Origin of the sequence: Pseudomonas sp. P7548, assembly GCF_013386585.1 — a bacterium.
GTDB lineage: Bacteria > Pseudomonadota > Gammaproteobacteria > Pseudomonadales > Pseudomonadaceae > Aquipseudomonas.
The window spans coordinates 1-21,600 of sequence record NZ_JACARO010000099.1 but is presented as its reverse complement, the minus strand read 5'-3'; the positions used below and the strand labels follow the sequence as shown (position 1 = coordinate 21,600).

At 61.9% G+C, this 21,600-nt stretch carries 23 protein-coding genes; all 23 read right to left on the bottom strand.

The window, feature by feature from the left end; genetic code table 11:
* Positions 1 to 90 precede the first annotated feature (90 nt).
* Positions 91 to 483 carry a DUF2802 domain-containing protein gene (locus HX803_RS29930; RefSeq protein ID WP_178925715.1) on the bottom strand — a complete coding sequence of 131 codons (393 nt, stop codon included), beginning with the start codon at positions 481 to 483 and terminating at the stop codon, positions 91 to 93.
* Complete coding sequence (locus tag HX803_RS29925) at positions 484 to 966, bottom strand: chemotaxis protein CheW (protein ID WP_010564003.1); 483 nt, start codon at positions 964 to 966, stop codon at positions 484 to 486.
* A gap of 80 nt (positions 967 to 1,046) precedes the next feature.
* Positions 1,047 to 1,847 carry a CheW domain-containing protein gene (locus HX803_RS29920; RefSeq protein ID WP_178925714.1) on the bottom strand — a complete coding sequence of 267 codons (801 nt, stop codon included), beginning with the start codon at positions 1,845 to 1,847 and terminating at the stop codon, positions 1,047 to 1,049.
* On the bottom strand, positions 1,847 to 2,635 hold the full coding sequence (locus HX803_RS29915) for a ParA family protein (protein WP_016976611.1): 789 nt from the start codon (positions 2,633 to 2,635) through the stop codon (positions 1,847 to 1,849). Before HX803_RS29915 ends, HX803_RS29920 begins: the two co-directional genes overlap by 1 nt.
* A gap of 51 nt (positions 2,636 to 2,686) precedes the next feature.
* A complete protein-coding gene (gene motD / locus HX803_RS29910; protein ID WP_178925713.1) occupies positions 2,687 to 3,574 on the bottom strand; it encodes a flagellar motor protein MotD in 888 nt (295 codons plus the stop codon).
* Positions 3,575 to 3,589: 15 nt separating this feature from the next.
* A complete protein-coding gene (locus tag HX803_RS29905; RefSeq protein ID WP_010208778.1) occupies positions 3,590 to 4,330 on the bottom strand; it encodes a flagellar motor protein in 741 nt (246 codons plus the stop codon).
* Positions 4,330 to 5,460 carry a chemotaxis response regulator protein-glutamate methylesterase gene (locus HX803_RS29900; protein ID WP_178925712.1) on the bottom strand — a complete coding sequence of 377 codons (1,131 nt, stop codon included), beginning with the start codon at positions 5,458 to 5,460 and terminating at the stop codon, positions 4,330 to 4,332. Before HX803_RS29900 ends, HX803_RS29905 begins: the two co-directional genes overlap by 1 nt.
* Positions 5,461 to 5,508: 48 nt before the next feature.
* Positions 5,509 to 7,713 (bottom strand): chemotaxis protein CheA, encoded by a 2,205-nt coding sequence (locus HX803_RS29895; protein ID WP_178925711.1) that lies wholly within the window; start codon positions 7,711 to 7,713, stop codon positions 5,509 to 5,511.
* A gap of 11 nt (positions 7,714 to 7,724) precedes the next feature.
* Complete coding sequence (locus HX803_RS29890; protein ID WP_176999075.1) at positions 7,725 to 8,513, bottom strand: protein phosphatase CheZ; 789 nt, start codon at positions 8,511 to 8,513, stop codon at positions 7,725 to 7,727.
* An 18-nt stretch (positions 8,514 to 8,531) separates the two neighbouring features.
* Positions 8,532 to 8,906, bottom strand: a complete 375-nt coding sequence (locus HX803_RS29885) for a chemotaxis response regulator CheY (protein ID WP_005790040.1) — start codon at positions 8,904 to 8,906, stop codon at positions 8,532 to 8,534.
* A 167-nt stretch (positions 8,907 to 9,073) separates the two neighbouring features.
* Positions 9,074 to 9,814, bottom strand: a complete 741-nt coding sequence (gene fliA, locus HX803_RS29880) for an RNA polymerase sigma factor FliA (protein WP_135292003.1) — start codon at positions 9,812 to 9,814, stop codon at positions 9,074 to 9,076.
* Positions 9,811 to 10,644, bottom strand: coding sequence for a flagellar synthesis regulator FleN (gene fleN, locus HX803_RS29875; protein WP_003192912.1), 834 nt, complete (start codon positions 10,642 to 10,644; stop codon positions 9,811 to 9,813). Before fleN ends, fliA begins: the two co-directional genes overlap by 4 nt.
* 106 nt (positions 10,645 to 10,750) lie before the next feature.
* Positions 10,751 to 12,067: a flagellar biosynthesis protein FlhF gene (gene flhF / locus HX803_RS29870; protein ID WP_178925710.1), complete on the bottom strand. Its 1,317-nt coding sequence runs from the start codon at positions 12,065 to 12,067 to the stop codon at positions 10,751 to 10,753.
* Positions 12,068 to 12,079: 12 nt separating this feature from the next.
* The gene (gene flhA, locus HX803_RS29865; protein WP_218172831.1) at positions 12,080 to 14,194 is read right to left on the bottom strand and encodes a flagellar biosynthesis protein FlhA; all 2,115 of its coding nucleotides are present in this window, start codon (positions 14,192 to 14,194) and stop codon (positions 12,080 to 12,082) included.
* Between the two features lie 321 nt (positions 14,195 to 14,515).
* Positions 14,516 to 15,652: a flagellar biosynthesis protein FlhB gene (gene flhB, locus HX803_RS29860; RefSeq protein WP_176999079.1), complete on the bottom strand. Its 1,137-nt coding sequence runs from the start codon at positions 15,650 to 15,652 to the stop codon at positions 14,516 to 14,518.
* 3 nt (positions 15,653 to 15,655) lie between these two features.
* Positions 15,656 to 16,441: a flagellar biosynthetic protein FliR gene (gene fliR, locus HX803_RS29855; RefSeq protein WP_176999080.1), complete on the bottom strand. Its 786-nt coding sequence runs from the start codon at positions 16,439 to 16,441 to the stop codon at positions 15,656 to 15,658.
* Between the two features lie 4 nt (positions 16,442 to 16,445).
* Entirely contained in the window at positions 16,446 to 16,715 is a 270-nt protein-coding gene (fliQ, locus tag HX803_RS29850; protein ID WP_003214552.1) for a flagellar biosynthesis protein FliQ, read from the bottom strand.
* Between the two features lie 4 nt (positions 16,716 to 16,719).
* A complete protein-coding gene (gene fliP / locus HX803_RS29845; protein WP_178925709.1) occupies positions 16,720 to 17,463 on the bottom strand; it encodes a flagellar type III secretion system pore protein FliP in 744 nt (247 codons plus the stop codon).
* Positions 17,463 to 17,906: a flagellar biosynthetic protein FliO gene (gene fliO, locus HX803_RS29840; protein WP_178925708.1), complete on the bottom strand. Its 444-nt coding sequence runs from the start codon at positions 17,904 to 17,906 to the stop codon at positions 17,463 to 17,465. The genes fliP and fliO overlap by 1 nt, the downstream gene beginning before the upstream one ends.
* A 1-nt stretch (position 17,907) precedes the next feature.
* Positions 17,908 to 18,375 carry a flagellar motor switch protein FliN gene (gene fliN / locus HX803_RS29835; RefSeq protein ID WP_003192941.1) on the bottom strand — a complete coding sequence of 156 codons (468 nt, stop codon included), beginning with the start codon at positions 18,373 to 18,375 and terminating at the stop codon, positions 17,908 to 17,910.
* Between the two features lie 46 nt (positions 18,376 to 18,421).
* Positions 18,422 to 19,390, bottom strand: coding sequence for a flagellar motor switch protein FliM (gene fliM, locus HX803_RS29830; RefSeq protein WP_105523143.1), 969 nt, complete (start codon positions 19,388 to 19,390; stop codon positions 18,422 to 18,424).
* A gap of 9 nt (positions 19,391 to 19,399) precedes the next feature.
* Positions 19,400 to 19,900, bottom strand: coding sequence for a flagellar basal body-associated protein FliL (fliL, locus tag HX803_RS29825; RefSeq protein WP_178925707.1), 501 nt, complete (start codon positions 19,898 to 19,900; stop codon positions 19,400 to 19,402).
* Positions 19,901 to 20,122: 222 nt separating this feature from the next.
* Positions 20,123 to 21,478, bottom strand: coding sequence for a flagellar hook-length control protein FliK (locus HX803_RS29820; RefSeq protein WP_178925706.1), 1,356 nt, complete (start codon positions 21,476 to 21,478; stop codon positions 20,123 to 20,125).
* Positions 21,479 to 21,600: the final 122 nt, after the last annotated feature.

The window sequence follows — 21,600 nt, the reverse complement described above, 5'->3', positions numbered from 1 at the left end:
GTTTTGCTTACTTTTGCGCTCTTCAAAAGTGAGCCGCTGTAAGAGCGGAACCATAAGACGCCGCTACCTAAATAACGGATATGTACACCGTCAACTCTTGTGAAGCTTACTCATCAGTTGCGCCTCAGCCTGAGTCAACCCACAAGACTGCGTCAACTCATCCACCGTCGCCCCCATCCCGACCAATTTCGCCGCCTGCGCAAACGAAAGGCTGGAAGGATCACGCTGTTCCAACTGCGCCAACTTGTCCGGCAACGGCCCCAGGATCGCGCGCAACTCGTGCACCTCGTCCCCGACCTTCACCGCACTCTGCTGGAAGTGATCAACCCGCTTGGCCAACTCCACCAGGCGTCGGTCTCGCACGGCATCACGCTCGGCCTGCTGCAAAGCCAATTCCCGCTGCTGACGCACATAACGCAGCACAAATGCCAGCGTCCCGGCCCACAACAGGGCCAGGACGATCACCGCCGCCTCAAAGAACAATCAGATGCTCTCCAGTTCCGACCATTCTTCTTCGCTCATCATCTTGTCCAGCTCAACCAGAATCAGCAGCTCGCCGTTCTTGTTGCACACGCCCTGGATAAACTTGGCGGATTCTTCGTTACCCACGTTCGGCGCGGTTTCCACTTCCGATTGGCGCAGGTAGACCACTTCGGCCACGCTGTCGACCATGATCCCGACCACTTGCTTGTCGGCTTCGATGATGACGATACGGGTGTTGTCGTTGACTTCAGTCGGCACCAGGCCAAAGCGCTGGCGGGTGTCGATCACCGTCACTACGTTGCCGCGCAGGTTGATGATACCCAGCACGTAGCTTGGGGCACCCGGTACCGGCGCGATCTCGGTGTAGCGCAGCACTTCCTGCACGCGCATCACGTTGATGCCGTAGGACTCGTTGTCCAGTTTGAAGGTCACCCATTGCAGGATCGGATCATCCAAACCTTGTGCGGACGCTGATTTATTCATACCCCTGACCCCTTCAAATGCCGCATGACACGGCGTGTGTGCTTCATTGGCCGCATTCGCATGCGACCCTTATTGTTCAATCAACTGTGTTTGTTCAGTGGCATCGACTTGACGGCGCCGCTGGCGATCAGCTCGGCCAGCTCGGCGACGTCGAGCAACGCGCACATGTGTTCGATCACGGTGCCCGCCAGCCAGGGCCGTTGGCCCCGGTGGCTGCGCCATTTGATTTCGTTCGGGTCCAGGCGCAACGAGCGGCTGACTTGATGCACCGCCAGCCCCCACTCGTAGCCCTGCACCGAGATCACGTACTGCAAGCCCTGGCGGAAGTCATCGCGGTAGCGGTCGGGCATGACCCAACGCGCGGTATCGAGGACTTTCAAGTTGCCCGCCTGGCTCGGCAGGATGCCGAGGAACCACTCCGGTTGCCCGAACAGCGGTGTCAGTTCCTGGCCTTCCAGCGAATAGATCGAACCCAGGCACACCAGCGGCACGGCCAGAGTCAGGCCCGCGACATCGAACAGCAGGCACTCGAACGGCTCGGCCGCCCAGGACGGTCGGTCGTCGCCCGTCACCGGTGGCGGCGTGATGCTCGGTGGCAGGTGCACCTCGACCACGGGCTCGACCACCACGGGCGCTACCGGCGCCACCACCACGGGGACGATCGGCACCACGACCGGGGCGACAACCACCTGAGCGTCACGCGCTTGTTCTTCCAGCACGGCCAGCTGGAATTCATCCAACGTGCTGTCTGGTTCGACGGCCGGCTCCAGCACCAGGATCGGTTCGGGCAATTCTTCCGCGGTCGCGTCCTGCAGCAAGGCATCCAGATAGGATTCCAGCGCCAGTTGCGGCCGGGTCTTGAGTTCGACGGGACGGTTCATCACGCCACCTGCGCCACAAGCTGCTGGGACAGCAGGTGCTTGAGCAACGCTCGGTAGGCCAGCACGCCACGGCTTTTCGGGTCGAACTGCGACGGCGCGAGGCCTGCGCGGCTGGCGTCACGCAGGCGCGTGTCCACCGGGATGTAGCCGTTCCAGATGGTGTCCGGGTAGGCATCGCGCAACACGCGCAGCGTACCGAGGGACGCCTGGGTGCGGCGGTCGAACAAGGTCGGCACGATGCTGAACGGCAGCGCCTGCTTGCGCGAGCGGTTGATCATCGCCAGGGTGCTGACCATGCGTTCCAGGCCTTTGACGGCCAGGTGCTCGGTCTGCACCGGGATCACCAACTGCTGGCTGGCCGCCAAGGCGTTGACCATCAACACGCCCAGCAACGGAGGGCTGTCGATGATTGCGTAGTCGAAGTCCTGCCACAATTGCGCCAGGGTCTTGGCGATCACCAGGCCCAGGCCGCTCTGCCCCGGCGACTGGCGCTCAAGGGTGGCCAGGGCGGTGCTGGACGGCAGCAGGGAAATGCTTTCATTGCTGGTGGGCAGCAGCAGTTGCCCCGGCAAGTCGGCCGGTACGCTGCCCTTGTGCAGGAACAGGTCGTAGTTGCTGTGTTCCAGCGCATCCGGGTCGTAGCCGAAATAGCTGGTCATGGAGCCGTGGGGGTCCAGGTCGACCACAACCACACGCTTGCCCGCCTCGGCCAGCAAGCCGGCTAAGGCGATGGAGGTGGTGGTCTTGCCGACCCCACCTTTTTGATTGGCAACTGCCCAGACTCTCATTCGGTTGGTTCCTCCCGGTGGGCACAGGCGCGACCGAGACATTGCATAGGGTTATTGAGCCGGTGACGGAGAATTGACGTTGCCCGAACGAACCGGCGGCTTTGCAGGGGCCGGTGCAGTTTGTGTGCCAGCCCGCTTCAACGCCGCATCCGGTGTCGCATTTGCCGTTCCCGTGCCCGTCAGACTGCGGCGCACATCCAGGTTGCGCGACACCACCAGCACCACGCGGCGGTTCTTCGCACGGCCCTCGGCCGTGGCGTTATTGGCCACCGGCTGGAACTCACCATAGCCCACCGACGCCAGGCGCCCCGGGTTCACCCCCTGCATCGCGAGCATGCGCACGATGCTTGCCGCACGCGCCGAAGACAGCTCCCAGTTGGTCGGGTACTGCGCGGTGTTGATGGGGAAATTGTCGGTAAAGCCTTCCACATGGATCGGGTTTTCGAACGGTTTGAGGATCGCCGCCACCTTGTCGATGATGGTGAACGCCTGGTCGCTGGGCATCGCGTCGGCACTGGCGAACAACAGGCTGGAATTGAGTTCGATCTCCACCCACAACTCATTGCCGCGCACGGTCATCTGGTTGGAGCTGATCAGGTCGCCAAAGGCGGCGCTGATGTCATCGGCGATGCTTTTCAGCGGGTCGCTGGTGCCGCCGACGCCGGCTGCGGTTTCGTCGCTGTCGTTGACCAGCGGCTTGGCCGGGGTCACGGTCTTGGGCCGCTCCTCACCAATGGGGATCGGCTTGAGGGCGCGGTCGGCATCGTTGAACACGCCGATCAGCGCCTGGGAAATGACTTTGTACTTGCCTTCGTTAATCGACGAAATGGAATACATCACCACGAAAAACGCGAACAGCAAGGTGATGAAGTCCGCATAGGACACCAGCCACCGCTCGTGGTTGACGTGTTCTTCAGGTTCGCGACGGCGACGGCTCATAGTCGATACCCCCCATCAATCCATGAAGCCCTGGAGCTTCAATTCGATGGAGCGCGGGTTCTCACCTTCGGCAATCGACAAAATACCTTCGAGCAACATCTCGCGATAACGCGACTGGCGCATGGCAATCGACTTGAGCTTGCTCGCCACCGGCAACAACACCAGGTTGGCACTGGCCACACCGTAGATGGTGGCGACAAACGCCACGGCAATGCCACTGCCCAGCTGCGAAGGGTCGGCCAGGTTGCCCATCACGTGGATCAGGCCCATCACCGCACCGATGATGCCGATGGTCGGCGCATAGCCGCCCATGCTTTCAAAGACTTTGGCGGCGTTGATGTCGCGGCTTTCCTGGGTGTAGAAATCCACTTCCAGGATGCTGCGGATCGCTTCCGGTTCGGCGCCGTCCACCAGCAACTGCAGGCCTTTGCGCGCGTAGCTGTCGGGCTCCGCATCGGCCACGCCTTCGAGGCCCAGCAGGCCTTCCTTGCGCGCGGTGAGGCTCCAGTTGACCACGCGGTCGATGCCGCCTGGCAGGTCAACGCGGGGTGGGAAGATGATCCACACCAGGATCTGCATGGCGCGCTTGAACGAGCTCAGGGGCGATTGCAACAGTGCCGCACCCACGGTGCCGCCGATCACGATCAGCGCGGCCGGGCCGTTGGCCAAGGCGCCGAGGTGGCCGCCTTCGAGGTAGTTGCCGCCGATGATCGCGACGAACGCCATGATGATGCCGATCAGGCTCAAGACATCCATCAGAGGCAGGCCTCCACCAGATGCTTGCCGATGTCGTCCAGGCTGTAGACCGCATCGGCCAGGTCAGCCTTGACGATGGCCATGGGCATGCCATAGATCACACAGCTGGCTTCGTCCTGGGCCCAGATGGCGCTGCCGCCCTGCTTGAGCAGGCGCGCGCCTTCGCGGCCGTCGGCGCCCATGCCGGTGAGCACCACCGCCAGAACTTTGTCGCCGTAGGACTTGGCTGCCGAACCGAAGGTGATATCCACACACGGCTTGTAGTTGAGGCGCTCATCACCCGGCAGGATTTTGATCGCGCCACGGCCGTCCACCATCATCTGCTTGCCGCCCGGGGCCAGCAGCGCCAGGCCAGGACGCAGGATGTCGCCATCCTCGGCTTCCTTGACGCTGATGCGGCACAGCTTGTCCAGGCGCTCGGCGAAGGCCTTGGTGAACGCAGCCGGCATGTGTTGCACCAGCACGATCGGTGCCGGGAAGTTGGCCGGCAGTTGGGTCAGCACACGTTGCAGGGCAACCGGGCCGCCCGTGGACGTGCCGATGGCCACCAGTTTGTAGGCTTTGCGCTTGGGCGCAGGCGAATGAGCGGCAGCCGGCGCAGCAGCCCGCACCGGCGCAGGCGCCACAGGGCGCGCGACCGGTGCCGGCGCAGGACGCCCGAACGAACTGGTCGGGGCCGCTGCGGGAGCCGGTGTCGGCGTTGGCGCCGGGGTGCTGAACAGGCTGCGACGGTTACTGCGGGAAATGCTGTGCACCTTCTCGCACAGCATCTGCTTGACCTTCTCGGGGTTGCGCGAGATGTCTTCGAAGTTCTTCGGCAGGAAGTCCACCGCGCCGGCGTCCAGCGCATCCAGGGTGACCCGGGCGCCTTCGTGGGTCAGCGAGGAGAACATCAACACCGGGGTCGGGCAGCGTTGCATGATGTGCCGGACTGCGGTGATGCCATCCATCATCGGCATCTCGTAGTCCATGGTGATCACGTCCGGCTTCAACGCAATGGCTTGATCAATCGCCTCTTTGCCGTTGGTGGCCGTGCCGACCACCTGGATCGTTGGATCGGCGGAAAGAATTTCCGAGACGCGGCGGCGGAAGAAACCCGAATCGTCCACCACCAGGACCTTGACTGCCATAAACACTCCGTTAGGCGGGGCGGGCAATACCGCCCTGCCCCACCAGAATCAAATACGCCGAGCGGCGTAACGCTTGAGCATGCTCGGAACATCGAGAATCAGCGCGATCCGGCCGTCACCGGTGATGGTCGCACCCGACATGCCCGGGGTTCCCTGCAGCATTTTGCCCAAAGGCTTGATGACCACTTCTTCCTGGCCCACCAGTTGATCGACCACAAAGCCGATACGCTGGGTGCCCACGGAGAGAATCACCACATGGCCTTCGCGCTGCTCTTCATGCTTGGCCGATGCCACCAGCCAGCGCTTGAGGTAGAACAGTGGCAACGCCTTGTCGCGCACGATTACCACTTCCTGGCCGTCCACCACGTTGGTGCGCGACAGGTCGAGGTGGAAGATCTCGTTGACGTTGACCAGCGGGAAGGCGAACGCCTGGTTGCCCAGCATCACCATCAGGGTCGGCATGATCGCCAAGGTCAACGGCACCTTGATCACGATCTTCGAGCCCTGGCCCTTGGTCGAGTAAATATTGATCGAGCCATTGAGCTGGCTGATCTTGGTCTTCACCACGTCCATGCCCACGCCACGGCCGGACACGTCGGAGATCTCGGTCTTGGTCGAGAAGCCCGGGGCGAAGATCAGGTTGTAGCACTCGGTGTCGGTCAGGCGGTCGGCGGCGTCCTTGTCCATCACGCCACGCTTGACCGCGATATTGCGCAAAATGGTCGGGTCCATGCCCTTGCCGTCGTCGGTAATCGACAGCAGGATGTGGTCGCCTTCCTGCTCGGCGGCCAGGACCACCTTGCCGTTGCGCGACTTGCCTGCGGCTTCGCGCTCTTCCGGGGTTTCCACGCCATGGTCGACAGCGTTGCGCACCAAGTGGACCAGCGGGTCGGCCAGGGCCTCGACCAGGTTTTTGTCGAGGTCGGTTTCTTCACCCACCAGTTCCAGGTTGATTTCTTTCTTGAGCTGGCGCGCCAGGTCGCGAACCAGACGCGGGAAGCGGCCGAAGACTTTCTTGATCGGCTGCATGCGCGTCTTCATCACGGCGGTCTGCAGGTCGGCGGTGACCACATCAAGGTTCGACACAGCCTTTTGCATGGCTTCATCGCCACTGCTCAGGCCCAGACGCACCAGGCGGTTACGCACCAGCACCAGTTCGCCGACCATGTTCATGATGTCGTCCAGGCGCGCGGTATCAACCCGCACGGTGGTTTCGGCTTCACTGACAGGCTTGTCGGCCACCGGTGCGGCGGCCGCCCGTGCAGGCGCTGGTGCAGCAGCGGCTGCAGGGGCCGGGGCTGGCTTGGCGGCGGGCGCGGCGGCTTTGGCGGCCACCGGTGCAGCCGTCGCCACCGCAGCGGCCGGGGCCACTTCGGAGAACTTGCCTTTGCCGTGCAACTCGTCGAGCAGAGACTCGAATTCGTGATCGGAAATCAGCCCGTCGTCGGCCGGCGCGGCACTGGCGGCCGGCGCGGCGGCGGTTGCGGCGACTTCCGGCAAGGCGTCGGCCACAAAGGTGCCCTTGCCGTGCAGTTGGTCGAGCAACGCTTCGAATTCGTCATCGGTAATGTCGGTGTTGGCAGACGCAGCCGGCGCTTCAGGCGCGGCGGCAGGCGCCACGGCGTCGGCGGCGAACTGGCCTTTGCCGTGCAACTGGTCGAGCAGTGACTCGAACTCGGCGTCGGTGATGTCTTCGCTGGTCGGTGCCGCGACTTCAGCCGCCGGAGCAGCCGGGGCCTCAGCCTCGGCCTTGACGGCACTGAGGGAGTTGAGCAGCTGTTCGAACTCGCTGTCCGTCACATCCGGCTCGGCTTCCACCACAGGCTCGGGCGCCGCAGCCGCAACGGGTGCGGCCGAGGTGTCGGCAGGCTCTGCCAGGCGCGCCAGGGCGGCCAGCAGTTCCGGGGTGGCGGCAGTGATCGGTGCACGGTCGCGCACTTCGCTGAACATGCCGTTGACCGCATCCAGTGCTTCGAGAATCACGTCCATCAATTCCGAGTCAACGTGACGCTCACCCTTGCGCAGGATGTCGAACACGTTCTCGGCGATGTGGCAGCACTCCACCAGCTCATGGAGCTGGAGGAAGCCGGCGCCCCCTTTTACAGTGTGAAAACCGCGAAAAATTGCATTGAGCAGGTTCGCATCATCCGGTCGGCTTTCCAGCTCGACCAGTTGCTCGGACAACTGCTCTAAAATTTCGCCGGCCTCTACAAGGAAATCCTGAAGGATTTCTTCATCGGCGCCGAAGCTCATGTGGGTGCTCCTTAGAAGCCTAAACTGGATAACAGGTCATCGACATCATCTTGACCCGATACAACGTCTTCACGTTTATCGGCATGAATCTGCGGACCTTCACCCTTGGCGAGATGTTTTTGTGGATCTTTTTCCGAGAGGATCGCTGCGCGGTCATGTTCGATACCGGCAAAGCGGTCAACCTGGCCTGCCATAAGCACCAATTTGAGCAAGTTGCTTTCCACTTCGGTGACCAATTGGGTCACACGCTTGATCACCTGGCCGGTGAGGTCCTGGTAATCCTGGGCCAGCAGAATGTCGTTGAGGTTGCTGGAAACCGTGCGGTTTTCCTGCTCGCTGCGCGACAGAAAGCCGTCGACCCGACGCGCCAATTCACGAAACTCCTCCGCGCCCACTTCCCGACGCATGAAGCGGCCCCAGTCAACGCTGAGGGCCTGGGCTTCATTGGCCATGCCATTGACCAGGGGCGTGGCGTTCTCCACCAGGTCCATGGTGCGGTTGGCCGCCGCCTCGGTCAGCCTGACCACGTAGGACAGGCGTTCGGTGGCATCGGTGATTTGCGAAATCTCTTCGGCCTGGGGCATGTGCGGGTCAATCTGGAAATTGACGATCGCACTGTGCAGCTCGCGCGTGAGCTTGCCCACTTCCTGGTACAGGCCGCGGTCACGGGTCTGGTTGAGCTCATGGATTAACTGCACCGCGTCGCCGAACTGGCCTTTTTCAAGGCTGTCGACCAACTGGTGAGCATGCTTTTTCAGGGTCGACTCGAAGTCTCCCTGTGACGTTTCTTTATGCTCCATAGCTCCCCCGTGGCAGCATCAATGACCGATGCGTTCGAAGATTTTCTCGATCTTCTCTTTCAAGGCCAGCGCAGTGAATGGCTTGACCACGTAACCGTTCACCCCGGCTTGGGCGGCTTCGATGATCTGCTCACGCTTGGCTTCGGCGGTCACCATCAGCACAGGCAGGCTGCGCAGTTTTTCATCAGCACGCACGTGGCGCAGCAAATCGATACCGGTCATGCCCGGCATGTTCCAGTCGGTTACCAGAAAGTCGATGCTCCCGCTGTTGAGGATCGGAATCGCTGTAATGCCGTCATCCGCCTCGACCGTGTTTGTGAACCCAAGGTCACGCAACAGGTTTTTTATGATCCGCCGCATCGTTGAGAAGTCATCAACGATGAGGATTTTCATGTTCTTGTCCAATTCGACCTCCAAGCAGTCTTAAACGCGCCCAGCACCTGGACGCGCCATTTCAATCAACAGGCGTTACACAAAAAGGACTGCCCAGGGCACCACGGTACGAACCCGCGAAAGCGTTGGCTTTCACGGTAGCGTCTGCAGTGTCCCCACACTGCCTGTCAGCGCGCGCGCCACTCTCCCAACCGCCCCCGCAAGCGGGCTGCGCACTGGCTGTGCAGCTGGCTGACACGCGATTCGCTGACCCCCAGGACCTCACCGATTTCCTTGAGGTTCAGCTCTTCGTCGTAGTACAGCGCCAACACCAGTCGCTCACGCTCCGGCAAATTGGCGATCGCGTCCGCCAACGCACCCTGGAAGCGTTCATCTTCCAGGTCACGCGACGGCTCCAGATGTGCACTCGCGCCGTCCTCGTGCAGCCCTTCGTGTTCGCCGTCCTGCAACAGGTCGTCGAAACTGAACAGGCGGCTGCCCAAGGTATCGTTCAAAATCCCGTAGTAATCATCGAGACTCAATTGGAGTTCGGCCGCAACTTCATGATCTTTAGCGTCACGACCGGTTTTTGCTTCAATTGCGCGAATTGCATCACTGACCATGCGCGTATTGCGGTGCACCGAACGCGGAGCCCAATCGCCTTTGCGCACTTCATCGAGCATTGCGCCACGAATACGGATACCCGCATACGTCTCGAAACTTGCACCCTTGCTCGCGTCGTATTTGGTCGACACTTCGAGCAGGCCGATCATGCCGGCCTGGATCAGGTCTTCGACCTGGACGCTGGCCGGCAGGCGTGCCAGCAGGTGATAGGCGATACGCTTGACCAACGGCGCGTAGCGCTCGATCAACTCGCCCTGGCTGTCACGGGCAGACTTCTTGTACGCGTTGTAGCCAGTCGCTGTCATAGCACGGGTCCTGCGCTCGTCTGATGCACCAATCGCTCGACGAAAAACTCCAGATGCCCCCGTGGGTTGGCGGGCAACGGCCAGGTATCGACCTTCTGGGCAATGGCCTTGAACGCCAGTGCGCACTTCGAACGAGGGAACGCTTCATAGACCGCACGCTGCTTTTGCACGGCCTTGCGCACACACTCGTCATAAGGAACTGCGCCGACGTATTGTAAGGCGACATCGAGGAAGCGATCCGTGACCTTGGTCAACTTGGCGAACAGGTTTCGCCCTTCCTGCGGGCTTTGGGCCATGTTGGCCAGCACGCGGAAGCGGTTCATGCCGTAGTCACGGTTAAGCAGTTTGATCAGGGCGTAGGCGTCGGTGATCGAGGTGGGTTCGTCGCAGACCACCAGCAGCACTTCTTGCGCTGCGCGCACGAAGCTGACCACGGACTCGCCGATCCCGGCGGCGGTGTCGATCACCAGCACGTCGAGGTTGTCGCCGATATCGCTGAAGGCCTGGATCAGGCCGGCATGCTGCGCCGGGCTCAGGTGCACCATGCTCTGGGTGCCCGAGGCGGCCGGTACGATCCGAATGCCACCGGGGCCCTGGAGCAGCACATCGCGCAGCTCACAACGGCCTTCGATCACATCGGCGAGGGTGTGTTTGGGTGTCAGCCCCAGCAGAACGTCGACGTTCGCCAACCCCAGGTCAGCATCCAGCAGCATGACGCGACGGCCAAGCTCTGCCAGGGCCAGGGACAAATTCACTGACACGTTAGTTTTCCCGACGCCACCTTTGCCGCCGGTCACCGCGATCACCTGTACGGGATGCATGCTGCCCATTTTATTTCTTTACCTTGTCTTGCTTAGACGCAGGCTACATGGCTTGGCCGCGTGAATCGCTTGCAGACCATCGATGTAGATACATTTCACGGTGTTCATGCTGCCCTCAACCGACCCGTTTTGCCGGGTTGTGGTAAAGGTCAGCGAACATATCGGCCATCGCTTCCTCGCTAGGCTCTTCTTGCATTTGCACGCTGACTGCACGACTGACCAACTGATGACGGCGCGGCAGATGCAGATCATCCGGGATCCGCGGCCCGTCGGTCAGGTAGGCAACCGGCAATTCGTGGCTGATGGCCAGGCTCAACACCTCGCCCAGACTCGCCGTTTCATCGAGTTTAGTCAGGATGCAACCGGCCAGGCCGCAGCGCTTATAGCTATGATACGCAGCGGTAAGAACCTGTTTCTGGCTAGTGGTTGCAAGCACCAGGTAATTCTTCGACTTGATGCCACGCCCGGCCAGGCTTTCCAGCTGCATGCGCAACGCCGGGTCGCTGGCTTGCAGGCCAGCGGTATCGATCAATACCACGCGCTTGCGCAGCAGTGGGTCGAGGGCGTTGGCCAGGGACTGGCCCGGGTCGACGTGGGTCACCGACACATTGAGGATACGCCCCAGGGTCTTGAGCTGCTCCTGGGCACCAATACGGTAGCTGTCCATGCTCACCAGCGCGATGTTCTGCGCGCCGTACTTGAGCACGTAACGCGCGGCCAGTTTGGCCAGGGTGGTGGTCTTGCCCATGCCGGCAGGGCCGACCATGGCGATCACACCGCCCTCTTCCAGGGGCTCGATTTCCGGGGTGACGATCATGCGCGCCAGGTGGGCCAGCAACATGCGCCAGGCCTGGCGAGGTTCTTCGACTTCGGCGGTCAGGGCCAGCAGGTCGCGGGACAACGGGCCGGACAAGCCGATACGTTGCAGGCGGCGCCACAGGTTGGCCTGTTGCGGCTTGCTGCCTTGCAGTTGGGTCCAGGCCAGGGAGCCCAGCTGGACTTCCAGCAGCTCACGCAGGCCATTGAGTTCAAAACGCATCGAGTCAAACACACGCGGGTCGACTGCCGGCGCCGGGGCTGGCGCGGCAGGACGCGGTGGCTCTTTGAAAGTCGGCTCGACCAGCGGCTCGGCAGCGGTCAGCGGCAGGCCGGCGAACAGCTGGCGATTGGTGGTGGCATCGCTGTCGCCACGCATGCTCAGTTCGGCCTGGGCCGAGACAATGCGCGAGGCGGTCTTGCGCAACTCGTCTTCGAGTTCCATGTTCGGCACGCGCGGCGCCAGCGCCTGGGGGGTGTAATCCAGGGCAGCCGTCAGCTCGACACCACCGGCGATGCGGCGGTTTCCGATAATCGCGGCGTCGGCGCCCAGCTCATCACGAACCAGTTTCATGGCCTGACGCATATCGGCGGCGAAAAAACGCTTCACTTGCATAACCCACTACCCTCAGCCGTTGGGCCCTACTGTCGCGACGATAGTCACTTGCTTGTTGTCAGGAATTTCCTGATAAGCCAAAACGTGCAAATTCGGTACTGCCAGGCGCCCAAATCGCGACAACATCGCGCGGACGGGGCCGGCCACCAGCAGAATGATCGGCTGGCCTGCCATTTCCTGGCGCTGCGCGGCTTCGATCAACGAACGCTGCAGCTTCTCAGCCATGCTTGGCTCCAGCAGAACGCCCTCTTCCTGGCCTTGTCCTGCCTTCTGAATACTATTGAGCAATATTTGTTCCAACCTTGGTTCCAAGGTGATCACAGGCAGCTCGGAGTCAATCCCTACAATGCTTTGCACGATTGCACGCGACAATCCGACGCGCACTGCGGCCACCAGGGCGGCAGTATCTTGACTCTTGGCGGCATTGTTGGCGATGGCCTCGGCAATGCTGCGGATATCGCGCACCGGCACCTGTTCGGCCAGCAGCGCCTGCAGCACCTTGAGCAATTGCGACAGCGACAGCACACCCGGCACCAGCTCTTCGGCGAGTTTTGGCGAGGCTTTGCCCAGCAACCCCATCAATTGCTGGACTTCTTCGTGGCCGATCAGTTCGTGGGAGTGCTTGTAGAGGATCTGGTTGAGGTGGGTCGCGACCACCGTGCTGGCGTCTACCACGGTATAACCAAGAGACTGGGCCTGGCTGCGCTGGCTGACTTCGATCCACACCGCGTCAAGGCCAAAAGCCGGATCTTTGGCGGTGATGCCGTTGAGCGAACCGAACACTTGGCCGGGGTTGATCGCCAACTCGCGGTCCGGGTAGATCTCCGCTTCGGCGAGGATCACCCCCATCAGGGTCAAGCGGTAGGCGCTCGGGGCCAGGTCGAGGTTGTCGCGGATGTGCACGGTGGGCATCAAAAAGCCCAGGTCCTGCGACAGCTTCTTGCGCACGCCCTTGATCCGCGCGAGCAGTTGGCCGCCCTGGTTGCGGTCCACCAGCGGAATCAGGCGGTAGCCCACTTCCAGGCCGATCATGTCGATCGGGGTCACGTCATCCCAGCCCAACTCCTTGGTTTCCTGGGCGCGGGCCGGGGAAGGCAGCAAATCCTGCTGACGGGCGATTTCCTGCTGGGCCAGCACCTTGACCTGGTTTTGCTTGCGCCAGAACAGGTAAGCACCACCAGCGGCCATGGCCGCCATGCTGAGAAACGACACGTGGGGCATGCCCGGCACGATGCCCATGATCGCCATGATGCCGGCCGCCACGGCCAACGCCTTGGGGGAGGCGAACATCTGGCGGCTGATCTGCTTGCCCATGTCTTCGGAGCCCGAAGCACGGGTCACCATGATCGCCGCTGCTGTGGATAACAACAGTGATGGCAATTGCGCCACTAAACCGTCACCGATGGTCAGCAAGGCGTACACCTTGCCCGCATCGCCGAAGGTCATGCCGTGCTGGAAGATGCCGACCGCCATACCGCCGATCAGGTTGATGAACAGAATCAACAGGCCGGCAATGGCGTCCCCGCGCACGAATTTGCTGGCACCGTCCATCGAACCGTAGAACTCGGCCTCTTGGGCCACTTCCAGGCGGCGGGCCTTGGCTTGGTTCTGATCGATCAGGCCGGCGTTGAGGTCGGCGTCGATGGCCATCTGCTTGCCGGGCATGGCGTCGAGGGTAAACCGCGCGCTCACCTCGGAGATCCGCCCGGCGCCCTTGGTGACCACCACGAAGTTGATGATCATGAGGATCGCGAACACCACGATACCGACCACGTAGTTGCCGCCGATCACCACCTCACCGAAGGCCTGGATCACCTTACCGGCGGCGGCGTGGCCGTCCTGGCCGTGCAGCATGACCACCCGGGTGGACGCCACGTTCAACGCCAGGCGCAGCAGGGTCGCTACCAGCAGGATGGTGGGGAAGACCGCAAAGTCCAGAGGGCGCAAGGCGTAGACGCAGACGAGCAGCACCACCACCGACAACGCAATGTTGAAGGTGAAGAACACGTCCAGGAGGAACGGCGGCATCGGCAACATCATCATTGCCAGCATCACCAGCAACAACAACGGCACACCCAGATTGCCTCGCGAAAGGTCAGTCAGGGTGCTACGGGCCGTGCCGAGCATTTGAGAGCGATCCACCACCGGTATTCCTCGTTTCCTTGAAGCAAACTTTTGACGCCGAAAAGCGACTTGCAGGCAGTATTGCAAGAAGCCTTCCAACTTTTGCTTGGTAGGTACGAGTCCAGACCGTTTGTCACTCAGCGTCTACAAACATTCGCGGCTTGCAGCCCTTTGGGACGCTACCCGTCGCCATCACAGTGCTCCCGACTGCCGCTTGATAACGTGCAGCACTATCAAACCGCGAAGCCATGCCAACAACCCCTGTCAACTTTGACAGGTCAACCGCAATCGCCGACGAACGGTAAATTTGTCGTGAGCGGGTTGTCAGGAGTCGCGGCGCAGTTCTGGGGGGATAGGCAGGTCTTTGAGCGGGTCCGGGCGCTTGCCCTTGCCCGCGCGGTACTGGCGGATCTGATAGACGTAGGCCAATACCTGCGCCACGGCCAGGTACAGCCCGGCCGGGATTTCCTGATCCAGGTCGGTGGAATAGAAGATCGACCGCGCCAGCTCGGGCGATTCCAGCAACAGGATGTCGTTGGCCACTGCAATTTCACGGATCTTCAGCGCGGTGAAGTCACTGCCCTTGGCCAGCAGCATCGGCGCGCCGCCCTTCTCCGGGTCGTACTTGAGCGCCACGGCGTAGTGGGTCGGGTTGGTGATGACCACGTCGGCGTCGGGCACTGCGGCCATCATCTTGCGCTGGGACATTTCGCGCTGCAGCTGGCGAATACGCTGCTTGACCTCGGGGCGGCCTTCCTGATCCTTGTGTTCGTCGCGCACTTCCTGCTTGGTCATCAGCAGCTTCTTGTGGCTTTCCCACAGCTGGATCGGCGCATCTACCGCCGCAATGATGATCAGGCCGCAGGCCATCCACAGCGAGCTCCAGCCCACCAATTGCACGCTGTGAATGATCGCCGACTCCAGCGGTTCATGGGCGATGCGCAGCAAATCATCAATGTCGGACGACAACACCGTCAGCGCCACAAACAGGATCAGAATGAATTTGGCCAAGGCCTTGAGCAGTTCCACCAGCGCCTTGCTGGAGAACATGCGCTTGAGCCCGGGCCCGGGGTTCATGCGGCTGAACTTGGGCGCCATGCTGCCGGGCGCAAACAACCAGCCGCCGAGGGAGACCGGGCCGATCAGCGCCGCCAGCAGCAGCGTAATCAGCACCGGTTGCACCGCCAGAATCGCGATTTTCCCCGAGTGCAGCAGGTACAGCCCCATGGCGCCGGGGCTCAGCAGCACTTCGCGGGGCAGGGAGAAGTTGAGCTTCATCAACTCCATCAGGTCCAGCGCCAGGCCACCGCCGTAGATCAGCAGGCCACCGGCGCCGGCGAGCATCACCGCCAGGGTATTGAGTTCTTTGGAGCGGGCAATCTCGCCCTTTTCCCGGGAGTCCTTTTTACGTTTCTCCGTGGGGTCTTCTGTCTTGTCCTGGCCACTCTCGCTCTCGGCCATGGCTCAACGTGCCCGCGCCAGATCACGTAAGAACTGCAAGGCGTCGGTCGCCAGCGGTTGATACTGATTGAGAATGTCGGCCATGCCGATCCAGAAAATCCCCATGCCCAACACCAGGGTCAACGGGAAACCGATAGAGAAGATGTTCAACTGCGGCGCCGCACGGGTCATCACGCCAAACGCGATGTTGACCACCAGCAGCGCGGTGATTGCCGGCAGTACCAGCAGCAATGACGCCCCCAATACCCAACTGAGTCGGCCGACCAGCTCCCAGAAGTGGCTCACCACCAGCCCGGACCCCACCGGCAAGGTGGTGAAGCTCTCGGTCATCACCTCGAACACCACCAGGTGGCCGTTCATGGCCAGGAAGATCAAGGTCACCAGCATGGTCAAGAACTGCCCGATCACCGCCACCGACACACCGTTGGTGGGGTCGACCATGGACGCGAAGCCCATGCCCATCTGGATCGAGATGATCTGCCCGGCGATCACGAACGCCTGGAAAAACAACGTGAGGGAAAAGCCCAGCAGCGCGCCGATCAGGATCTGTTCGGCAATCAGCAATAGGGCACTGAGGTCCAGGGCATTCACCGGCGGCATCGGCGGCAGCCCGGGCACGATCACCACGGTGATGGCGAACGCGAAATACAGGCGGATGCGGCGCGGCACGAGGGTGGTGCCGAACACCGGCATGGTCATCAGCACGGCCGTGACACGGAACATCGGCAAGATGAAGGACGCCACCCAGGTGCTGATCTGGGTGTCGGTCAGTGCCAGCACAGACTGCATGAGCTCAGCCGATCAACTGCGGAATACTGCCGTACAGCTGCAGGATGTATTCCATAAAGGTTTGCACCAGCCACGGGCCGGCAACGATCAAGGTGATCAGCATCACCAACAGACGCGGCAGAAAACTCAAGGTCTGTTCGTTGATCTGGGTCGCGGCCTGGAACATCGCCACCAGCAGGCCCACCAACAGGCTGGGCACCACCAGCACGGCAACCATCATGGTGGTCAGCCACAGCGCTTCACGGAACAGGTCGACCGCAACTTCTGGCGTCATCGCGCTATACCCCGCCGAAACTGCTGGCCAGGGTGCCGATGATCAGCGCCCAGCCGTCCACCAGCACAAACAGCATGATCTTGAACGGCAACGAAATGATCAGCGGCGACAGCATCATCATACCCATCGCCATCAGCACGCTCGCCACCACCAGGTCGATGATCAGGAACGGGATGAAGATCATGAAGCCAATCTGGAACGCGGTCTTCAGTTCGGAGGTGACAAACGCCGGCACCAGGATCGTCAGCGGCGCCTGGTCCGGGCTGGCGATGTCGGTCCGCTTGGACAGGCGCATGAACAGTTCAAGGTCGCTGGAACGGGTCTGCGACAGCATGAAGTCCTTGATCGGGCCCTGGGCCTTGTCGATGGCGTCCTGGGCGGTGAGTTTTTCCGCCAGGTAAGGTTGCAGGGCTTGCTGGTTCACCTTGTCGAACACCGGCGCCATGATGAACAGTGTCAGGAACAAGGCCATGCCGGTGAGGATCTGGTTCGACGGCGTCTGCTGCAGGCCCAGGGCCTGGCGCAGGATCGAGAACACGATGATGATCCGCGTGAAGCTGGTCATCAGCATGACGAACGCCGGGATAAAGCTCAGCGCCGTCATGATCAGCAGGATCTGCAGGCTGACCGAATATTCCTGGGCCCCGGCCGCGTTGGTGCCCAGGGTGATCGCCGGAATCGACAACGGGTCGGCTGCCATCGCCATCGGCGCGACCAGCAACAGCATGAGCGTCAATAAAACGCGCATTACTTCTTATCCTTCTGATCCTTGCCCAGCAACTCCATCAGGCGCTGGGCGAATTCGGGTGTGGCGGCCTGGGTCTGGGCCACTTCCACCGGCGTCTTGAGCACGTGCAACGGGGTGATGCGCCCGGGCGTGATGCCAAGCAGGATCTGCTCATCGCCCACTTGCACCAGCACCAACCGGTCCCGCGGGCCGAGGGCGCGCGAGCCGATCATCTCGATGACTTGGCCATTGCCCGGCCCGATACGCTGCACACGGCGCATCAACCAGGCCAACACGAAGATCAGGCCGACCACCAACAGCAAGCCCAGCACCAACTGGGTCAATTGCCCACCGATGCCGCTGCTCACCACGGGCGCCGCCGCCGTCGTGGCCTGCGCCACCGGCTCGGCCGCCAGGGCGCTCAATGGCAGCGCCAGAAACAGTCCCGCCATCGAATACTTCATATCAGCGCAACTTCTTGATGCGTTCGCTTGGGCTGATCACGTCCGTCAGGCGGATGCCGAACTTCTCGTTGACCACCACCACCTCGCCGTGGGCGATCAGGGTGCCGTTGACCAGCACGTCCAGCGGCTCACCGGCCAGGCGATCGAGCTCGATCACCGAACCCTGGTTCAGTTGCAGCAGGTTGCGGATGTTGATTTCGGTGCTGCCCACTTCCATGGAGATCGACACCGGAATGTCGAGGATCACGTCCAGGTTCGGGCCATCGAGGCTCACCGGGTCGTTGTTCTTCGGCACGCTGCCGAATTCTTCCATCGCCAGACGGTTGCCGGCCGGTGCAGTGGCAGCGTCGGCGGCCAGCAGCGCGTCGATGTCGTCTTGGCCGACATCGCCGGTTTCTTCCAGGGCCGCAGCCCATTCGTCAGCCAGGGCCTGGTCTTCGGCGGAAGTGTTTTCGTGTTCGGTAGCCATTACATGTCCTCGGCGCAGCGAAAATTCATCAATAAATTAGGGCGGATCAGCGACGGTTGATCGGCTCGACCACTTGCAACGCCAGGTTGCCCTTGTGGGAACCAAGCTTGACCTTGAACGACGGCACACCGTTGGCGCGCATGATCAGTTCTTCCGGCAGTTCCACCGGGATCACGTCACCCGGCTGCATGTGCAGGATGTCGCGCAAGCGCAACTGGCGACGTGCCACAGTGGCGCTCAGCGGCACGTCGACGTCCAGCAGGTCTTCGCGCAGGGCCTTGACCCAACGTTCGTCCTGGTCGTCGAGGTCGGACTGGAAACCGGCGTCGAGCATTTCGCGCACCGGCTCGATCATCGAGTACGGCATGGTCACGTGCAGGTCACCGCCACCGCCATCGAGTTCGATGTGGAAAGTGGACACCACAATGGCTTCGCTGGGGCCGACGATGTTGGCCATGGCCGGGTTCACTTCCGAGTTGATGTACTCGAAATTGACTTCCATGATCGCCTGCCAGGCTTCCTTCAAGTCGATGAAGGCCTGCTCCAGCACCATGCGCACCACACGCAGTTCGGTCGGGGTGAACTCACGCCCTTCGATCTTGGCGTGACGGCCGTCGCCGCCGAAGAAGTTGTCCACCAGCTTGAACACTAGCTTGGCGTCGAGAATGAACAGCGCGGTGCCGCGCAGCGGCTTGATCTTGACCAGGTTGAGGCTGGTGGGCACGTACAACGAGTGCACGTATTCACCGAACTTCATCACCTGCACGCCGCCCACCGCCACGTCCGCCGAACGGCGCAGCATGTTGAACATGCTGATACGGGTGTAGCGGGCGAAACGCTCGTTGATCATTTCCAGGGTCGGCATGCGTCCACGGACGATGCGATCCTGGCTGGTCAGGTCATAACTTTTGACGCTGCCGGGCTCGGCAGCCATTTCGGTCTGTACCAGACCATCGTCGACGCCATGCAACAGCGCGTCGATTTCATCCTGGGACAGCAGGTCTTGCACGGCCATGTCGTGATCCTACTGCAATACGAAGTTAGTGAAGAGCGCCTGCTCGACCACGACTTTGCCGAGCTCTTTCTGGGCCACTTCCTGCACGCTGGCAGTGACCTTCTGGCGCAGCATTTCCTGACCTACCGGAGTGGCCAGGCTGTCGAAGCTCTGCCCGGAAAACAGCATCACCAGGTTGTTGCGGATCACCGGCATGTGCACTTTGAGCGCATCCAGGTCCGCCTGGTTACGTGCCAGCAAGGTGATGCTCACCTGCAGGTAGCGTTGACGACCGTTCTGATTGAAGTTGGCGACAAAGGCCGGAAGCATCGGCTCGAAGATTGCCGGTTGCTTGACGTTGGTGGCGGTTTCGGCGGCAGGGGCCGGTTTGCTGGCACTGCTGTGCATGATGTACCAGGTGCCGCCCACCGACGCGCCGATGGCCAGGACCAGGCCCAGCACAATCAACAAGATAAGCTTGAGCTTGCCTTTGGCTGCTGGGGGTTTTGCTGCGTCGTCGCTCTTCGCCATGCCAATAATCCGTCACTATTCGGGGATTCATAGATCTACGGAAAGGCAAGAGCAAGTGTTATGCCAGAGTTGTCTGGTGATCGGGGACGAAGGAACGCCGCAAATCAAATGTGGGAGCGGGCTTGCTCGCGAATGCGGTGGGCCAATCGACGAATCCGTTGACTGACACTGTGCTTTCGCGAGCAAGCCCGCTCCCACATTTAGATCTTTGCAGGGCTCACATTAGGCGTAGTAATCGACGGCGCTGGAGCCAATCACGGTGGAGGTGACCGGCGCGACAGCCGCTGCGACTTCGGCGTGATCGGCCATATCACCGCCATCACCACGGCCCCCACTGCCACTCACGCCACGGGCCTGGTTTTGCTGTTGTTGCTGCTCTTGGCCCTGGCCCTGCCAGCCACGGGACTGGTCGGAAACGTTGACGTCCACCTGCCCCATACCCTGCTGCGCGAACATCTCACGCAGGCGGCCGGACTGGCTTTCCAGCGCTTCACGCACCACCGCATGGCCACTCATGAAGGTGACCTGGGCCTGCTGGTCGGCCGCCATGTTGACCTTGATGTCCAGGCGACCCAGCTCGGCCGGCTGCAACTGGATCTCGGCCGACTTGAGGTTGGCGCTGGACAGGTACATCACGCGGTTGACCACTTCTTCGGTCCAGCCGCTCTGGTGCATGGCCAACGGCGCGTTGGCCACGGGCGGCAAGGCGTTCGCGGTTTTCGGCGTGGCGGCCTGGGTCAGCGCCGCCAGACGGTTGGCGAAGTCATCGACACGGGTATCGCTGCTGGCGTCCTTCAAGTCCTTGAGGCCACCGTCGATGAGACTGCTGAAGGTCTTGTCACCACCGGTGTCGGTGCTGTCCTTGGCGGCCTGCTGGTCGACCATGTTGGCCAGGCCTGCGGCGAAGTTTTGCGCGGCGGTCGGCTGGTCTTGAGTCGGCGCAGGCGCGGCTTTTTGCGGCGTCTGGCTGCTGGCGGAGACGTGACCGCCCTGCTCCATCGCCAGGCGCACGGCGGGCATCGAATCCAGCGGGTCGGCGGAAGGGTCGAAAGCGGGTTGCTTGGCTTCGTCGGTGGCCGCCACAGGAGCGGCCACCACCGGCTGGGGCTCTTCAGGCGCAGCGGCAGGCGTCGGCGTCGGCGTCACCGTCGGCACAGGGACAGGCACAGGGGTAACGGTGGCAATCAGCGCCGGGTCGACGACGGGGTCAACCGGGGGTTGCTGCACCAGGGACGGGTCGGTGGGTTTGTCGTCGTCGCTGCTGGCGCTGTCATCGGACTTGGCCGGCGGCGTGGCAGGCAAGGGTTTGCCGCTATCGGCAACCGCTGGCGTGCTGGCGGCAGGCTTGCTGCTGTTGTCAGCAGGCTTGGCGCTGGCGTCGGAGGTCTTGTCACGAGAAGGTTTGGACGGGGTGTCGTCGGTCTTTACCGTCGGCTTGGCGCCTTGGCTGGCGAACACCTGAGCGAAGCCAGGGCCCTTGTCCTGTGGGGCCGCAGCCGCTGCCGGAGGTGTCGCGGCGGGCGCTTGAGGCTTGGCTGCGGGGGCAGCCTGAAGGAGGGTGTTCGGGGCGACTGGCATAGGTAAAGGTCTCCACTGCATTGGGGATCGGGGATGCAGTATTGGGAGGTAGAGCAAGAGTCGGGCCAGGTTTTGGGGTTGGTTGGGTTTGCGGGGTACATATCCGTTATTTGGGTGATGGC

Coding starts and splice junctions, on each gene's coding strand:
- fliR (WP_176999080.1), bottom strand. CDS start 16,441: ATGCAGTCTGTGCTGGCACTGACCGACACCCAGATCAGCACCTGGGTG.
- HX803_RS29920 (WP_178925714.1), bottom strand. CDS start 1,847: ATGAACCGTCCCGTCGAACTCAAGACCCGGCCGCAACTGGCGCTGGAA.
- flhB (WP_176999079.1), bottom strand. CDS start 15,652: ATGGCCGAGAGCGAGAGTGGCCAGGACAAGACAGAAGACCCCACGGAG.
- HX803_RS29820 (WP_178925706.1), bottom strand. CDS start 21,478: ATGCCAGTCGCCCCGAACACCCTCCTTCAGGCTGCCCCCGCAGCCAAG.
- fliO (WP_178925708.1), bottom strand. CDS start 17,906: ATGAAGTATTCGATGGCGGGACTGTTTCTGGCGCTGCCATTGAGCGCC.
- HX803_RS29925 (WP_010564003.1), bottom strand. CDS start 966: ATGAATAAATCAGCGTCCGCACAAGGTTTGGATGATCCGATCCTGCAA.
- HX803_RS29905 (WP_010208778.1), bottom strand. CDS start 4,330: ATGGATGTCTTGAGCCTGATCGGCATCATCATGGCGTTCGTCGCGATC.
- fliN (WP_003192941.1), bottom strand. CDS start 18,375: ATGGCTACCGAACACGAAAACACTTCCGCCGAAGACCAGGCCCTGGCT.
- fliL (WP_178925707.1), bottom strand. CDS start 19,900: ATGGCGAAGAGCGACGACGCAGCAAAACCCCCAGCAGCCAAAGGCAAG.
- fliQ (WP_003214552.1), bottom strand. CDS start 16,715: ATGACGCCAGAAGTTGCGGTCGACCTGTTCCGTGAAGCGCTGTGGCTG.
- fliP (WP_178925709.1), bottom strand. CDS start 17,463: ATGCGCGTTTTATTGACGCTCATGCTGTTGCTGGTCGCGCCGATGGCG.
- flhA (WP_218172831.1), bottom strand. CDS start 14,194: ATGCTCGGCACGGCCCGTAGCACCCTGACTGACCTTTCGCGAGGCAAT.
- HX803_RS29890 (WP_176999075.1), bottom strand. CDS start 8,513: ATGGAGCATAAAGAAACGTCACAGGGAGACTTCGAGTCGACCCTGAAA.
- HX803_RS29900 (WP_178925712.1), bottom strand. CDS start 5,460: ATGGCAGTCAAGGTCCTGGTGGTGGACGATTCGGGTTTCTTCCGCCGC.
- fleN (WP_003192912.1), bottom strand. CDS start 10,644: ATGGGCAGCATGCATCCCGTACAGGTGATCGCGGTGACCGGCGGCAAA.
- flhF (WP_178925710.1), bottom strand. CDS start 12,067: ATGCAAGTGAAGCGTTTTTTCGCCGCCGATATGCGTCAGGCCATGAAA.
- motD (WP_178925713.1), bottom strand. CDS start 3,574: ATGAGCCGTCGCCGTCGCGAACCTGAAGAACACGTCAACCACGAGCGG.
- HX803_RS29915 (WP_016976611.1), bottom strand. CDS start 2,635: ATGAGAGTCTGGGCAGTTGCCAATCAAAAAGGTGGGGTCGGCAAGACC.
- fliA (WP_135292003.1), bottom strand. CDS start 9,814: ATGACAGCGACTGGCTACAACGCGTACAAGAAGTCTGCCCGTGACAGC.
- HX803_RS29885 (WP_005790040.1), bottom strand. CDS start 8,906: ATGAAAATCCTCATCGTTGATGACTTCTCAACGATGCGGCGGATCATA.
- HX803_RS29895 (WP_178925711.1), bottom strand. CDS start 7,713: ATGAGCTTCGGCGCCGATGAAGAAATCCTTCAGGATTTCCTTGTAGAG.
- fliM (WP_105523143.1), bottom strand. CDS start 19,390: ATGGCCGTGCAAGACCTGCTGTCCCAGGATGAAATCGACGCGCTGTTG.